The organism is Alcanivorax sp. 1008 (assembly GCF_020667895.1).
Lineage (GTDB): Bacteria > Pseudomonadota > Gammaproteobacteria > Pseudomonadales > Alcanivoracaceae > PGZG01.
In genome coordinates this window covers 94,626-109,156 of sequence record NZ_JAFMPS010000004.1, presented here as the reverse complement: position 1 = coordinate 109,156, position 14,531 = coordinate 94,626, and the positions used below count along the sequence as shown (strand labels likewise).

The following is a 14,531-nucleotide window of genomic DNA, read 5'->3' as shown; positions in this document are numbered from 1 at the left end:
TGGCAAGGAGATAGATAATGCATAGTTTGTATCTTCCCCGGGACATGCTGGCCGGCGAAACGGCCTTGGTCACCGGTGCCGGTAGTGGAATTAATCAGGGTATTGCCCGCATGCTTGCCGCTCATGGTGCTCGCGTGGTGATGGTCGGTCGGCGGCTTGAGAAGCTTGATGAAACCCGGGAGATGATTGAAAAGGCCGGTGGAGAGGCAATCGGCTTTTCTGCAGATGTTCGCGATGCAGAGGCGATGAATGAAGCTGCGCAACAAGGTGCTGACCATTTTGGTGCATACGAAATAGTAGTTGCCGGCGCCGCTGGTAATTTTCTCGCCCCGGCGGAGGCCATTAGTAGTAACGGTTTTAGTGCGGTGGTGGATATTGATTTGAAGGGAACATTTCACACCTTCAAGGCAGCCTTCCCGCACCTGGCTGGCAGCAACGTAAAGATGCTCGCCATTACGGCGCCGCAGTCGCAGATGCCCATGCCTTATCAGGCTCATGTCTGTGCTGCAAAAGCCGCCGTTGACATGCTGGTAAAGACCCTTGCTATCGAGTGGGGCAAGCGCGGTGTGCGAGTTAATGCGCTGTCACCGGGTTATGTCGCCGGCACGGTTGGCGGCGACCTGCTGGCAGCAGACAAGGGCGATGAGATTCGCACCCGGCTGCCGCTTGGCCGGTTCTCCATGGTGGACGAAATGGCCCAGATGGCCATGCTGATGGTTAGCCCGTTAACGGGATATATGACCGGGCAGGTGGTTGCTCTGGATGGTGGTGTGTCATTGCTGGGTGGGTCCGCAATGCTGGATATCGTTAGTGGCTGAGTTGCATCCACGCCTGCTGGCGGATACCCGGTCCCTTGGTGAGACGACGTTTTGCTGGATTCGTTGGATGAACGACCAGCGCTTTGCCTGGCTGGTGTTGGTGCCAAAGCACGATAATATTCGCGAGTGGTATGAACTTGATGCTGACGAGCAGCATGAGTTGCTTGATCTGGTGAATCGCTGTGCGCTGCACCTGCAGTCCCTGACCGGTGCGCTGAAAATGAATATCGGTGCTCTTGGCAACCTGGTGCCGCAGTTACACATTCATATCATCGCCCGGCAGCAAGGTGATCCCTGCTGGCCTGGTCCCGTGTGGGGCAATGGAGCGGTTGTGCCGTGGCCTGAGAGTGGCCAGCCACACTGGATTAAACCATTGCGCGAACGGTTGAGTTACCGCTGTGCTTGAGAGCATATTTTGTGGCTGCCCCTACTGTGGCGAGTCGATCGAATTGTTAATCGATTGCTCCGTATCAGAGCAGTGCTATATCGAAGACTGCAGTGTCTGCTGTAGTCCCATTAACGTCAGTGTCTGTGTCGGGGATGACGGGATGCCGCAGGTATTTGTGGGCACTGATCGAGACTGAGAGAGAGTAATGACAGAGTGTAAAGAAATCGTTGTCAGTGAGAGTGGTGGCGTGTTGGAAGTTTCCATCCAGCGGCCCGATCGCAAGAATGCACTGACCCACGCTATGTATACCGCAATCAACAAGGCATTTGACCGTGCTGAGGCTGATCCTTTAATCCGCGCACTGCTGATTACCGGTACTCAGGAGTGTTTTACCGCCGGTAACGATATGGTGGATTTTTTACAGAACCCGCCACTTGGTGAAGATGCGCCAGTAATGATTTTGCTGGCTAAGCTGGCGGTTTTCCCCAAGCCGTTAATTGCTGCCGTTAATGGTCCTGCAGTGGGTGTTGGTACCACACTGCTGTTGCACTGTGACCTGGTTTATGTGGGCGAATCCGCCAGGTTGCAGATGCCGTTTACTTCGCTGGGCCTGTGCCCGGAGGCGGGCTCCAGTTACCTTTTGCCGTTATTGATTGGGCATCAGCGCGCTGCCGAGCTGCTCATGCTGGGTGAAACTATTGATGCTGACCGTGCTTGTCAGTTGGGCATTGCTAATGCCCGTTTATCCGATGACGAGTATTTTCCACATGCTCGCCAGCAAGCTGCGAGGATTGCTGCGCAGCCGGCAGCAGCAGTGCGTTTAACCAAGCAGCTGATGCGTGCGCCATTTGACGAGCGGTTGCGCAGCCATATGGCCATTGAGGGGGATGCTTTTGCCAAGCGTTTGGTATCGCCGGAGGCTCGAGAAGCGATGCAGGCATTTATGCAAAAGCGTAAGCCTGACTTTAGTCAGTTCGACTGAAACCATTTTGACAAGGGCGGTCGGCTAGCTGAAAGTAATCCATCGGTTGATGAAATCTTCTCTCGATGTCAGCGGCATCAATTCCCAGTTTTTTTGCTGTATATTGATGCCCGCTGCGATGGCTTCCGGCTTTATCATCCTCACTTTCAAGCCAGCGTCGATATGGCTCGCCCATGTGCCAGCCAAAATTCTTGTATAGCCAGCCGATTGATGTCATCGGCGCGCTGGCAAGTTGATTCATCCTGATGATCTGAATTTCCTTCTCGGTCCACTGTTGATGGCGCTGCATTAGTATGTCGTAGTAATGCAGCAGCATGTCGGTTAACCCATCTCGCCACCAGTTCAGGTCTGGCTTCCCGGAAAATATTTTTGTACCGGGCAGTATGGAGCTGATCTGTGAGGGTAAGGCCTGCTGGGGAGAACGAATGCAAGCGATAAAGCGGCTGTCGGGGAACTCGTCCTTCAGGCTTTCCATCCAGGGAGTAAAAGAGGGATTCTTTGACAGGAAAGTTTTGTCCGCGCCATGAACATAAAGATGTCGCTGGATCAGTTGACGGTACACGCTGGTTAAGTGTCTGCGCTGTTTTTGATCTACGGCTGTGTCCAGATGGGCCAGTTTCCACAGGGACGCGTCACCCAAAGGCAGGATCAGTAAGAAGCAGCCCAAATGGGGAGCCATCGCTAAATAGTCCTCCTCTGGGTCAAGTAGTCCGGTTTTGTGAATGCCATCCAGGCCACCAAGTGCTGCACGTTCGAGAAAATGCAGCAGACGGGAAAATGGCCTGCCTAATTTACCATCGAGGTGAGCAAAAGCGATCCAGAAACGGCGTTGCAAAATGGAAGGGGCGAATATCAGCTCCCATAGTGCGGTGGTGGTAAATCGTTCGTCGTCCGCTGCCAGTAATCGATGTAGAAATGTTGTGCCGCTGCGTGGGATGCCAACAACAAATACGGGCTGATAAATCTCAATATTTTCGAACTCAGGAAATAGCAGGGTGTCGAGCCACAGGGACAGGCGGTTGATCAGGGCTATTGTCAGAAATGCCGGCCAGAACAGTAGCATTATTGCTACACGCTGCAGAGAGAACTGTCGGTAGGCGCTGTGTCTATCGGGGAAGAAACTGCGCCAGAACAGGTGCCAGAACGAGAGCCTGTTGGTCACGATATAGTCCCATGCCGATCATCAAGGATGACAAGCATGGGACTAAAACAAGTCAAGCAGATGACACTTCGTTTTTGATCCGATCCGGCTGCAGGGACAGGGACCCCACCGTGGACGGGTTATGACTTTCATGGAATTTCTGCCGGGCATTCCACAGGCGACGGTAACGATAGAACGGCACCGTCGGGTAAAGGTGGTGAACCAGATGGTAGTTCTGCCATGCCATCAGTGGGGTCATCAGCCAGTCCAGGCCGCGACGCATATGAGTAGCCTGATAGGGGGCATCATTGTGGGCGATGTCATGGGGATAATGGGGCAGGTACATAAACACGAGCGCGATTGTCCACGCCATCATCCTTGACGGGATCAGCCACAGGAAGATTACTTCCATCGGATAGAACCAGCCGACAGCCAAGGCAAGGGTCCACACCATGATGGTGTCACGTAACGGATGGCCAACGTACATCTTGGCGAACCGCTCCTTGTTGCGCAGGTAGTAGATTAGATAGTTAAAGTCCCAGAAGAACCAGATCCACAGCGCGGGCAGGGGGGCGGTCATGGTGAAGTGATCCGGATCCTTCTCCGGTTCATTGGCAAAGCGATGGTGCATCATGTGTCCGACACGGAGCATCTGGCCATCAGAGAAGGGCACGATCGGCAGCAGGATCAAGTAGACGAAGAACTGGTTGATCTTGTCGTTGGTGCTCATTGCATGATGGATTGCGTCATGGATGGGGCTGAACAGGAAGTACATGGCGATACTGTTGGCCACACAGCCCGCCCACAGTGGCATCTGCTCCGTCAGCACCAGTGCCCAGCTGGAAAAAATCACCGTATGGCAGGCCAGCAGAAGGATCACCGTTGGCCAGGCGATGTAAGGGCGCTTCTTCAGAGCATTGAATAGCTCCATATTGTCGGTTGGCAGGCTTGCCATTGGGGTCGCTCCGGGACAAAGTAAACACCCTATTTATGGCAAAGAGTGGCGGCTGTGACACGCGACACCAATGGCGAACTGTCAAGTAGTCCTGCCCAAAACGCGGATGAGCGTACTCGCATGCTGATCCGGCAGGGCTTTATCCGGCTGGCCGCAGCCCACGGCTACCGTGGGGTGAAGATGGCGGAGGTGGCGGCAGAGGCGGGTATGTCGAGGCAAAACCTGTACCGCTACTACCGTAATCGGGAAGAGCTTTACCGGGCCACGCTGGACGAGCTGTTCGACGGTTTCTGGCAGCAGGCGGAGCCGCTTTTCCAGAATTTCGACGATAGTCTGTCCGAGCAAATCAATCTGATGGCCATGGTGGTGGCCAGGCAGCACCCGGATATCCTGCGCCTGCTGGCAGACCCGGCCCAATCGGATCTGAGCCTGTCCCTGCTGCGTCGTTATTTTGCTCGCGTGCTGGGAGCGCTGCTGCGCCAGCGAGGTGTTCAGCCGGTGGATCGTCAGCAGGTGGAGATTGTTGTCAGCATGGTGTCTGGAGCTTCCCTGGCGGGGCTGCGCCAGTGGATTGCCGGCGACATGCAGGTGGCGGCACCGGAGATGGCCAGAATCATGAGTCATGTATTTAATGGTCGTCTGGTGGAGTTGGTTGATGGCTCATTGCGGTGAGTATAGCTGCTAACAATTTGACCCATCGCTGTCATATTTTCGGAACATGGCCGGGCCACACTGGCGGCCATGAAAACCAGCGAACTTCGAATTCTGTTTGTTGTGGATGCCATTCAGGGACGCAATGGTGTCGGCACCTATTTTCAGGACCTGGTGGCCCATCTTGAGACGCGGGTTGCGCAGGTTGAACTGGTGTCGCCGCGACTGGATGAGCCGCATCCATGTCAGGGTTTGTCCCTGCCGATGCCTGGCGATCCCACGCAACGTTTATTCTTGCCAAGAATGCGCTGGTTGACCCAGCGGATCATGACCATGAAGCCCCACGTTATTGTCATTCCTGGCCCAGGAGTTTTTTCTTTCGCAGCCAGCTGGATTGCAGCCCGTCTTGGTATTCCTGTGTGCGTAACCCATCAGACCGATTATCACAGTCTGGTCAATCTTTACTGGCGTGGCTGGTTCGCTGGTGTCGCCCGCCGTGCTCTCGGATGGCTTAATCGCTGGATGTTTCGGCGTGCAGCATCGGTGGCAACGATTAGCGAGCCGATGATGAGTCAGCTGCGTGAACTGGGTATTTTCAGTCCTCATCTGGTTGGCACGCCGCTAGCGCCGCAGTTTATTCAAACGCCGATAACTGAGCCCGCTGGACAGGTTAGGCATGTGCTGTTTGTCGGCCGGTTGGCGGCGGAGAAAAATCTGGATCAGTTTCTGGCATTGTCGAAGGCACGGCCGGACCTGCAGTTTTCTATAGTTGGTGATGGGCCCTTGCGGGCCATGGTTGAGCGTCATGTGCGCCAGCAAAGCAATCTCAGCTTCCATGGTTGGTGCTCGCGCGAAACTGTGGTCCAGCAAGTGGATAAACATGATTTGCTAATCTTGCCATCTTCCGTAGAGGCTTTCGGCACGGTTGCGCTGGAGGCTATGGCGCGGCGTCGATTGGTAATGGTGACGCCGGCCTGCGGCATTAACGATTGGCCGGAACTGGCTGGCGGTCTTTTCGTGATGCATGCCCATGAGTCACCATTGCTGGCGTTGCGGCGGCTTGAGCAGATGCCGCGGGAAGCACGGCGGCAGATGATGCTGGAAGGAGAGCGGGCGGCGCGGGAAATAAACGAGCAGAGCCTTGGCCAATGGTCGCAGGTGCTGCGAATTGCTGCCCGTCAGGCGGCCCATTTGCCTCGTCCTCTGCCATCGCCAACCTTTGCCTTGTTGCGCCGTCTGGCGGCCACTGCTGAGATCTGATGCGCGCTCTATTGTCTATCCATGATGTGATGCCGGAGACACGGCCTGCGATCAGCGCCATGTTGACTCAGCTTTTTGTGTCCGTGCCTGAGTTGCAGCCGCAACATATCACCCTGCTGGTAGTGCCCGGTCGGCATTGGTGTGTGGATGATTTGGCATGGTTGCGGCGCCTGGCTGCGGCGGGTCACCCATTGGCGGGCCATGGTTGGGATCATCGGGCAAGAAAAAGCCGCTCTTTATTTCATCACTTGCACAGTTTGATGCTGTCCCGCGATGCGGCGGAGCACCTGTCCCGTCCCTCCCATGAGCTGATGTCACTGATACTGCGCTGTCATGCCTGGTTTGCCGAGCATGATTTACCGCTGGGGCCGCTGTATGTGCCTCCGGCCTGGGCGGTTGGTCGGCTCAACAGGACGGCGCAGCAGGCACTACCGTTTGCCTTGATGGAAACGCTAAGCGGTGTGGTTCGTTTGACCGATCAATTTCATCAGCGCTTGCCTTTGACGGGCTACGAAGCGGATAACGCCATGCGAACGATGTTTCTTTCTGCAAGCAATCAGTTCAATTTGGCGTTGGCCAGGCGCACGGGCAGCGTGTTGCGAGTCGGCTTGCACCCGTTTGATCTGCAAAACCATCTTGCCGAGAGATTGATATGCCATCTGCAGCAGGTGACGCAGTTCTGCGACTATTCCCAGCTGCTTCAAGTCGAAGCTGGAACGTCCACGATCCCGGCATAATCAGCGGTTGCTTTCAGAGCCGTAATCCATGGCCAGCTTAAAGGTGGGCAATCTGTCGGTCATGCCACTTTCCCAGCGCCAGCAGTGCTGCAATGGCGCCGAGCAGGGCCATGAACATATCCGACTGGGTGTCCCAGACATAACCCTGTGTGCCGAGGAAAGATTCGGCGGCTTCTTCGCTAAGCAAAGCAACCCACCATTCAATCAGTTCATAGGCAGCGCTGATGCCGAGCACGCTGAGCACGATCAAGGCGAAGCGCCAGCCAGCACTGCTAACTATTTTCAGGCGAATAAATAGCTCTCTGGCTACCATGGCTGGTACAAAGCCCTGAGCCAGATGGCCGAGCTTGTCGTAGTTATTGCGTGACCAACCGAACAGGTCGGATAGCCAGTCCCCGGCAGGCACCAGCGCATAGGTATATTTGCCACCTATCATCAAAATGATGCAGTGAATCAATATCAGGGTGTAAATCATTGGGGTGAAGGCAAAGCGCCTGCCAGTGCCAACTAAAATGGCCCAAGCCATCAGCGCCGGTGCGACCTCCAGTGCCCAGGTGGTCTGGTCAAAGGGCTGCCAGCCAGACCAGATAAGGGTCAGCCAGAACAGCCCTTGCCAGGTCAGGGTCATGGGGCGGTAACGCTGCCGCTAAGGAAAGTCAGCAGTTTGTCATCCGCCAGTAGCTGGCGCAGGGCGCGATCAAGCACTTCGTTGAGCATCATCATGTTGCGCTTGGCGGATGGTGTCAGTGGTTGTTCGTAGGTGTTGCCGGCACGATATACGCCACGGAATTCATCACCCTGATTGTTGCGTGCTACGGCATGTATTTCGGCCTTTACGTCTACCCGGTTGACCACCGATCCTTCCTCCGGGATATAGCTGAACTCAACAACGCGAACTTCCAGTGCGCTGGCGCCGTCAGCCGGGTTATAAGCATTGAAGCCCTGCTGTTGCAGGCCCTGACGAACCGCCAGGGTGATCGCCCCGGTCATGTCATTGCTGGCGCGCAGCAGGCTGGTTTCACCATATACGCCACCGCGGGTACCGAATTCCGGGCTGCTGCGCTGGTCCGAGGTGGACACGCTGACGGCCTGATTGTTGCCGGCATTGCGGGTTACCACCTCGGGCTTCGGCACGATATCGATCATCTGCGGGCTCAGGGCGCAGGCGGACAGGGTGCTGGCGAGCAGGGCGGCACTGATCAGGCGAATCATGGGTGGGGCTCCTTGGTCATTCGGGTGGTCATCAGAAATGACGGTTAACGGCCTCGCGGGCCAGTGCTTCAAGCGACTCACGGTAGGCAGAGGCGGGAAGTCTGACAAGTGCGGCCAAGGCTAGTTCGGTTTGCTCGCGGGCTTTGGCCATGGTGTATTCAAGACTGCCGCTGTCGCGCACCACGGCAAGAATTTCGTCGAGTTTATCGAGGCCACCTTTGAGAATGGCGTCACGGATCATTGATGCCTGCGCCGGGGTGCCCTGACGCATGGCATGAATTAATGGCAGGGTCGGCTTGCCCTCGGCAAGATCATCGCCCACATTTTTGCCCAGCTCGTCCGCATCACCCACATAATCAAGGACATCGTCCACCAGCTGGAAAGCAATGCCCAGATGGCGGCCGTAGGCTGCCAGATTGTCGCGTAGCTCCGGCTGCTGCTTGCCGAGCGCCAGTACCGCGCCAGTTTCCGCGGCGGATTCGAACATTTTCGCGGTTTTATGGTGGATCACGCGCATATAGCGCTCTTCGCTGGTTGCCGGGTCGCGGCAGTTGATCAGTTGCAGCACTTCGCCTTCGGAAATGATGTTGGTGCTGTCGGCAAGGATGTCCATCAGGGTCAGGTCGCCGACCTCAACCACCAGCTGGAAGGCCCGTGAGATCAGGAAGTCGCCCACTAATACGCTGGCAGCATTACCCCACACCGCGTTTACCGTTGGTCGGCCGCGGCGCAGGCTGGATTCATCCACCACATCGTCATGTAGCAGGGTGGCGGTATGCAGAAACTCGATGATAGCCGCCACGTGGATATGCTTGTCAGCGGTGTAACCACAGGCGCGGGCTGACAGTATGGCCACCAGTGGCCGCAGACGCTTGCCGCCGGAGCCAACGATATACTCGCCGACTTCCCTGATCATCGGCACATTAGTGTTCAGGCGATCGCTGATAAAGCGGTTAACCGAGGCGAAATCGTCGGCTACAACGGCGTAGATATCTTTGAATTCCATGGGGGCATCCGGATTAAGTGCGGCAATGCTAGCAGGGGTGGGAGGCGCGTCAAGGTGAAAGGGCGCTACCGTTGCCTTTCGGGGTGCAGATGGCCTACAATCCGCGCCCCTGAACTCAATCCGTCGCCGTGGCTCGTCAAGTGACCCGTAAGGTCCGCCGCCGGGGGCTATGTAAGGAAAGTGTTATGTACGCAGTAATCAAGACCGGTGGTAAGCAATACCGTGTCGAGCAGGGCGATGTCCTGCGCATTGAAAAGCTTGAAGTAGGCACTGGCGAAAACGTTGATTTTGACGAGGTTCTGCTGGTGGCTGATGGTGACAACATCAACGTGGGTCAGCCCCGTGTTGCTGGCGCCAAGGTAACCGCCGAGGTGGTTTCCCAGGGCCGTCACGACAAAATTCGCATCGTGAAGTTTCGTCGCCGTAAGCACTACCGTCGCCAAGCTGGCCATCGCCAGTGGTTTACGGAAGTTAAAATTACTGGCATCAAAGCCTGATCGGCGATCCGACGGAGGATATGAACAATGGCACATAAGAAGGCAGCGGGCTCCAGCCGTAACGGCCGCGATTCAGAAAGTAAACGCCTTGGCGTAAAGCGCTTTGGTGGCCAGCTGGTGAATGCCGGTGAAATCATCGTGCGTCAGCGCGGCACCCAGTTCCACACAGGCGTGAATACCGGCCTCGGCCGTGACCACACCATCTTCGCTACCGCCACTGGCCGAGTGAAGTTTGAAGTGAAGGGACCAAACAACCGTAAGTTCGTTACCATCGAACCGGTTGCCTGACACCTGGTTGAAGAAAGTGAAAAGCCCCGTCAGGTAATCCTGACGGGGCTTTTTCGTATCAGACAGTTCCATTGGGCGGAAGTGAGTTATGAAGTTCGTAGATGAGGCAGTCATTGAAGTGCACGCCGGAAAAGGCGGCGATGGCTGTGTCAGCTTCCGTCGCGAGAAGTCGATCGAGTACGGCGGTCCGGACGGTGGGGATGGCGGTTCCGGTGGATCTGTTTTTGTTGAGGCCGACAGTAACCTGAATACTCTGGTGGACTACCGTTATGACCGGATTTTCCGGGCACGTAGCGGTGAGGCCGGCCATGGCCGGCAATGCTCTGGCAAGTCATCCGAGGATATTTTGTTGCGCGTGCCGGTTGGCACAACGGTTGTCGAAACAGATACCGATGAAGTGCTGGCGGATCTGACCAGGGATGGTGAGCGCGTCATGGTTGCCAAGGGTGGTCGTGGTGGTCTAGGCAACACCCATTTCAAAAGCAGCACTAACCGCGCGCCGCGTAAGGCCACCAAGGGCACGCCGGGCGAGTCACGGAATTTGCGCCTGGAGCTGAAGGTGCTCGCCGATGTGGGGCTGTTGGGTTTGCCCAATGCGGGCAAAAGCACGCTGATTCGCTCCGTGTCTGCGGCCAAGCCGAAAGTGGCGGACTACCCCTTTACCACCCTGGTGCCCAATCTGGGGGTGGTCAAAGTCGACAAGTACCGCAGTTTCGTTATGGCGGACATTCCTGGTCTGATCGAAGGTGCGGCGGAAGGGGCTGGTCTGGGCATTCGTTTTCTCAAGCATCTTGCCCGCACCCGACTGTTGCTGCATGTGGTTGATATTGCCCCGCCGGATGAAAGCGATCCGGTAGCTGCTATTACCGGCATCGCCCATGAGCTGGAAAAGTTCTCTCCGGCGCTGGCTGAGCAGGAGCGCTGGCTGGTGCTGAACAAGTGCGACCTGGTGCTGGAAGAAGAGATTGATGAAGTGGCTGGCGATATCACTTCGCGTCTTGATTGGAGTGGCCCGGTATTCCGTATTTCTGCGGCCACCGGTGAGGGCTGCCAGGATCTCATCTATGCGCTGATGAATGCCATTGAAGAGCGGCGCCAGCGGGAGCTGGAAGATGGTGATTATGCTGAGCAGCAGCGGCGCCTGCGCGAGCGCCTTGAGGAAGAGGCCCGCGAGAAAGTACAGGAACTTAAGAATCAGCGTCGTTTAGCCCGTGAACAAGGTGAACTCGACGACGATTACGACGTCGAAATCATCTACGAGCGCTGATAAACGGAGTGGTTATGGAGCGTCGCGGACGCTGGGTAATCAAAATTGGCAGTGCCCTGCTGACCAACAATGGTCAGGGACTGGATCGGGCGTTGATGCAGTTGTGGGTCGACCGGATGGCCGATCTGCGTCAGCGTGGCATCGAGGTGGTGGTGGTGTCTTCCGGCGCGGTTGCTGAGGGCATATCCCGGCTTGGTTGGAAAAGCCGGCCGGAGTCTGTGCATGAATTACAGGCTGCCGCAGCGGTAGGGCAGATGGGCCTGGTACAGGCTTGGGAAACCTGCTTTCAGACCCATGGCATGCATACCGCTCAAATTCTGCTGACCCATGATGATCTGTCTGATCGCAAGCGTTACCTGAATGCCCGCTCCACCCTGATGACCTTGCTTGGCCTTGGGGTGATTCCAGTGATCAATGAAAACGACAGCGTGGTCACTGACGAAATTCGTTTTGGTGACAACGATACGCTGGCGGCGTTGGTGGCCAATCTGGCCGTGGCAGAGCGTCTGGTAATTCTGACGGATCAGGACGGTTTGTATGAGCGTGATCCTCGCTCTGATCCTTCCGCGCCAATGATTCGTGAGGCGCTGGCCTCGGATCCACATCTTCAGCTAGTGGCTGGCGGCTCGGTCAGTGGTTTGGGTCGTGGTGGCATGATCACCAAGGTTCGTGCCGCTGAGTTGGCTGCCCGTTCTGGCGCAAGCACCCATATTTGCTCTGGTCGCAGCCCCGATGTGCTGACGGCCCTTGCCGAGGGTGCAGCGCCTGGAACCACCCTACTGCCGGATACTTCAGTGTTTAATGCGCGCAAGCAGTGGTTGGCTGGCCACCTGCAGATGCGAGGGCGTCTGGTGCTGGATGCCGGTGCGGTCTTGCGCTTGCAGGAGTCTGGCTCGAGTCTGCTGCCAGTCGGCGTGGTGGATGTCTTCGGTGAGTTTTCTCGTGGCGAGATGGTTTCTTGCGAGGATGAGAGTGGCAAGCGTATTGCCTGTGGGTTGGTCAACTACGATGCGGAAGAGGCGTTGCTGATTCGGCGGCGCAAAAGCAGCGAGATTCAGGACGTGCTTGGTTACGTCAGTGAGCCTGAGTTGATTCATCGGGATAACATGGTTGTTTTCTGATTCTTTCGGGCTTGGCAGTGAACGTCGCCGGCTCGAGGGGCGGGACGTTCACTGCCCAACTCCAAACAACCCAAAAAGCAGCCATAAAAAAACCGGCCATAAGGCCGGCTTTTTATTCCCGATCAGGGCAACAACAATCAGGCGGCAGCCTGACCCATTGCCTTGATCTTCGCGTTCAGGCGGCTCTTGTGACGAGCAGCTTTGTTCACGTGGAATTTACCTTTGCGGGTGGCCTTGTCCAGGACCGATACAGCCGTAGAGAATGCTTGCTGAGCAGACTGCTGGTCACCGGAAGCAATGGCCGCGTTTACCTTCTTCAGGTAGGTCCGCACCATGGAGCGCATTGCTGCATTGTGCTGACGACGCTTCTCCGCCTGACGAGCACGCTTACGCGCTTGCGGTGAGTTGGCCAAGGTCTTGCTCCTATATATCTGGTTAAAGCCGGGCGGCTTCTGGGTTTATCGTTGCGGGAGGGATTCGGGAAATCCGGGCCCCTGCCCGAAAGGCCCGCAACTATGCCGTCGGGTCTGGCTCTTGTCAAGGCAGAAATAGGCCTGCTGGCGGTGAATCCGTCCATCCGCTAACCTTCGCCGATTATCGGTCAGATCAGGTCAGCATGACGGAGCAGCAGGGCGCACAGAACAAAAAAGGCGGGCTGATGGCGTCTACTGTGGTGGTCAGCAGCATGACCATGCTTTCGCGCGTCCTCGGCCTGATCCGTGATGTGGTGCTGGCCCGTTATCTGGGCGTCTCAGCTGGCACAGATGCCTTCTTCGTCGCTTTTCGTATTCCCAATTTTCTGCGCCGGTTGTTTGCCGAAGGAGCCTTCAATCAGGCTTTTGTGCCGGTGCTGTCTGAATATCGTACCAATGGCACTCAGGCTGCCGTTCAGCTGCTGATTAACCGGGTGGCCGGAACTCTGGGCATGACACTGGGGTTGGTGTCGGTGGTTGGGGTGGTTGGTGCTCCGTTGCTGATTACCCTGTTTGCGCCGGGCTTTGGCGATGACCCGGCCAAACGGGCGTTGGCCGTGGAAATGCTGCGCCTGACTTTTCCCTATCTATTCTTTATTGCCCTGACCGCCTTTTCCGGAGCGATCCTGAATACTTGGGGGCGCTTCGCGGTGCCCGCCTTTACCCCGGTGCTGCTGAATATTTCCCTGATCGGCAGCGCCCTGTTTCTGACTCCGTTGTTTAGCGATCAACGCATGGCCGTGGCGCTGGCCTGGGGGGTGTTGATTGCCGGTATGGCGCAATTGTTGTTCCAGTTGCCATTTCTGACTCGTCTCGGGCTGATGCCCAAGCCGCAGGTTTCTTGGCGGGATCCTGGAGTGAAACGCATTCTGGCATTGATGGCGCCGGCCATTTTCGGTGTCTCAGTCAGCCAGATAAATTTGCTTCTGGATACGGTGCTGGCGTCGTTGCTGGAAACCGGTTCGGTCACTTGGCTGTATTACTCTGATCGACTGGTGGAGCTGCCCCTGGGTATTTTCGCTATCGCCATTGGCACGGTAATTCTGCCCAGTCTGTCCAAGAAGCATGCCGCAGCGTCTACGGAGGAGTTTTCCCGGACGCTGGATTGGGCCATCCGCATGGTATTGCTGCTCGGCCTGCCTGCCGGCCTGGCCTTGCTGGTGATGGCCAAGCCGTTATTGTCGGCGTTGTTCCAGTACGGCGAGTTTGGCGCCTTCGATGTTCATCAGGCGTCCCTGTCGTTGCAGGCTTACAGCGCCGGGGTGGTGGCCTTTATGCTGATAAAGGTGCTGGCGCCCGGCTACTTCGCCCGTCAGGACACTAAAACTCCGGTGCGTATCGGCATTATTGCCATGGTCGCCAATATGGTGTTTAACCTGCTGCTGGTCTGGCATCTACGCCATGTGGGTCTGGCAATGGCGACGGCGCTATCTGCCTGGCTTAACGCGGCACTGCTGTATCGCGGTCTTGTCTCAGCGGGAGTTTATCGACCATCGCCAGGCTGGACTGCGTTCTTTGTTCGTCTGCTGGGCGGTGCGGCGGCAATGGTGGCCGTGGTGTGGTGGCTAAACGGGCACAGCGACCTGTGGCACACGGGGCTGGCCTGGCAGCGCGGCAGCTTTATTGTCGCTGTGGTGGCCGCTGGCGCGCTGGCTTATTTCCTTGGTCTTGGATTACTCGGTTTGAGACCTCGTCACCTCCGGCGCGGGCCCGTATAATCCAGCGCTTCAATGTA

The 14,531-nt window shown here is 56.6% G+C and carries 18 protein-coding genes; 12 read left to right on the top strand and 6 right to left on the bottom strand.

The window, feature by feature from the left end; translation table 11 throughout:
* Positions 1 to 17: 17 nt before the first annotated feature.
* Genes J1C54_RS07085 through J1C54_RS07070 form a run of 4 tightly spaced genes read left to right on the top strand, consistent with a single transcriptional unit; the run spans position 18 to position 2,188 of the window.
* Positions 18 to 818 carry an SDR family oxidoreductase gene (locus J1C54_RS07085; protein WP_229146086.1) on the top strand — a complete coding sequence of 267 codons (801 nt, stop codon included), beginning with the start codon at positions 18 to 20 and terminating at the stop codon, positions 816 to 818.
* Positions 811 to 1,224, top strand: a complete 414-nt coding sequence (locus tag J1C54_RS07080) for an HIT family protein (protein WP_229146085.1) — start codon at positions 811 to 813, stop codon at positions 1,222 to 1,224. Before J1C54_RS07085 ends, J1C54_RS07080 begins: the two co-directional genes overlap by 8 nt.
* Complete coding sequence (locus J1C54_RS07075) at positions 1,217 to 1,402, top strand: CPXCG motif-containing cysteine-rich protein (RefSeq protein WP_229146084.1); 186 nt, start codon at positions 1,217 to 1,219, stop codon at positions 1,400 to 1,402. The genes J1C54_RS07080 and J1C54_RS07075 overlap by 8 nt, the downstream gene beginning before the upstream one ends.
* 9 nt (positions 1,403 to 1,411) lie before the next feature.
* The gene (locus J1C54_RS07070) at positions 1,412 to 2,188 is read left to right on the top strand and encodes an enoyl-CoA hydratase (protein WP_229146083.1); all 777 of its coding nucleotides are present in this window, start codon (positions 1,412 to 1,414) and stop codon (positions 2,186 to 2,188) included.
* Here J1C54_RS07070 and J1C54_RS07065 read toward each other — a convergent pair.
* Both J1C54_RS07065 and J1C54_RS07060 read right to left on the bottom strand, forming a co-directional pair.
* Complete coding sequence (locus tag J1C54_RS07065; RefSeq protein WP_229146082.1) at positions 2,172 to 3,350, bottom strand: sulfotransferase; 1,179 nt, start codon at positions 3,348 to 3,350, stop codon at positions 2,172 to 2,174. The two genes, J1C54_RS07070 and J1C54_RS07065, sit on opposite strands and share 17 nt — an antisense overlap.
* Before the next feature lie 52 nt (positions 3,351 to 3,402).
* Positions 3,403 to 4,284, bottom strand: a complete 882-nt coding sequence (locus tag J1C54_RS07060) for a fatty acid desaturase (protein WP_229146081.1) — start codon at positions 4,282 to 4,284, stop codon at positions 3,403 to 3,405.
* 54 nt (positions 4,285 to 4,338) lie between these two features.
* Here J1C54_RS07060 and J1C54_RS07055 point away from each other — a divergent pair, with 54 nt between their 5' ends.
* The 3 genes from J1C54_RS07055 to J1C54_RS07045 all read left to right on the top strand — a co-directional run bounded on the left by J1C54_RS07055 (position 4,339) and on the right by J1C54_RS07045 (position 6,932).
* Positions 4,339 to 4,956 (top strand): TetR/AcrR family transcriptional regulator, encoded by a 618-nt coding sequence (locus tag J1C54_RS07055; protein WP_229146080.1) that lies wholly within the window; start codon positions 4,339 to 4,341, stop codon positions 4,954 to 4,956.
* A gap of 69 nt (positions 4,957 to 5,025) precedes the next feature.
* Positions 5,026 to 6,195: a glycosyltransferase gene (locus J1C54_RS07050; RefSeq protein ID WP_229146079.1), complete on the top strand. Its 1,170-nt coding sequence runs from the start codon at positions 5,026 to 5,028 to the stop codon at positions 6,193 to 6,195.
* The gene (locus J1C54_RS07045; protein ID WP_229146078.1) at positions 6,195 to 6,932 is read left to right on the top strand and encodes a DUF2334 domain-containing protein; all 738 of its coding nucleotides are present in this window, start codon (positions 6,195 to 6,197) and stop codon (positions 6,930 to 6,932) included. Before J1C54_RS07050 ends, J1C54_RS07045 begins: the two co-directional genes overlap by 1 nt.
* Positions 6,933 to 6,969: 37 nt before the next feature.
* Here the strand turns inward: J1C54_RS07045 and J1C54_RS07040 are convergent, their stop codons facing one another.
* From J1C54_RS07040 to J1C54_RS07030, 3 genes are read right to left on the bottom strand one after another with little or no spacing between them, the layout of a single operon-like run.
* Positions 6,970 to 7,560, bottom strand: a complete 591-nt coding sequence (locus J1C54_RS07040; RefSeq protein ID WP_229146077.1) for a DUF2238 domain-containing protein — start codon at positions 7,558 to 7,560, stop codon at positions 6,970 to 6,972.
* Positions 7,557 to 8,144, bottom strand: coding sequence for a YajG family lipoprotein (locus J1C54_RS07035; RefSeq protein ID WP_229146076.1), 588 nt, complete (start codon positions 8,142 to 8,144; stop codon positions 7,557 to 7,559). Before J1C54_RS07035 ends, J1C54_RS07040 begins: the two co-directional genes overlap by 4 nt.
* A gap of 31 nt (positions 8,145 to 8,175) precedes the next feature.
* The gene (locus tag J1C54_RS07030; protein WP_229146075.1) at positions 8,176 to 9,150 is read right to left on the bottom strand and encodes a polyprenyl synthetase family protein; all 975 of its coding nucleotides are present in this window, start codon (positions 9,148 to 9,150) and stop codon (positions 8,176 to 8,178) included.
* A gap of 185 nt (positions 9,151 to 9,335) precedes the next feature.
* Between J1C54_RS07030 and rplU the strand changes: the two genes are divergently transcribed.
* From rplU to proB, 4 genes are all read left to right on the top strand, one after another.
* Positions 9,336 to 9,647 (top strand): 50S ribosomal protein L21, encoded by a 312-nt coding sequence (gene rplU / locus J1C54_RS07025; protein WP_229146074.1) that lies wholly within the window; start codon positions 9,336 to 9,338, stop codon positions 9,645 to 9,647.
* A gap of 27 nt (positions 9,648 to 9,674) precedes the next feature.
* Complete coding sequence (gene rpmA, locus J1C54_RS07020; RefSeq protein WP_229146073.1) at positions 9,675 to 9,935, top strand: 50S ribosomal protein L27; 261 nt, start codon at positions 9,675 to 9,677, stop codon at positions 9,933 to 9,935.
* An 88-nt stretch (positions 9,936 to 10,023) separates the two neighbouring features.
* Positions 10,024 to 11,202 (top strand): Obg family GTPase CgtA, encoded by a 1,179-nt coding sequence (gene cgtA / locus J1C54_RS07015; protein ID WP_229146072.1) that lies wholly within the window; start codon positions 10,024 to 10,026, stop codon positions 11,200 to 11,202.
* A gap of 14 nt (positions 11,203 to 11,216) precedes the next feature.
* The gene (proB, locus tag J1C54_RS07010; protein WP_229146071.1) at positions 11,217 to 12,323 is read left to right on the top strand and encodes a glutamate 5-kinase; all 1,107 of its coding nucleotides are present in this window, start codon (positions 11,217 to 11,219) and stop codon (positions 12,321 to 12,323) included.
* Positions 12,324 to 12,460: 137 nt separating this feature from the next.
* Here the strand turns inward: proB and rpsT are convergent, their stop codons facing one another.
* Positions 12,461 to 12,736 carry a 30S ribosomal protein S20 gene (rpsT, locus tag J1C54_RS07005; protein WP_229146070.1) on the bottom strand — a complete coding sequence of 92 codons (276 nt, stop codon included), beginning with the start codon at positions 12,734 to 12,736 and terminating at the stop codon, positions 12,461 to 12,463.
* Positions 12,737 to 12,939: 203 nt separating this feature from the next.
* On the opposite strand from rpsT, the gene murJ reads away from it, so the two are divergent.
* A complete protein-coding gene (gene murJ / locus J1C54_RS07000; RefSeq protein ID WP_229146069.1) occupies positions 12,940 to 14,514 on the top strand; it encodes a murein biosynthesis integral membrane protein MurJ in 1,575 nt (524 codons plus the stop codon).
* Positions 14,515 to 14,531: the final 17 nt, after the last annotated feature.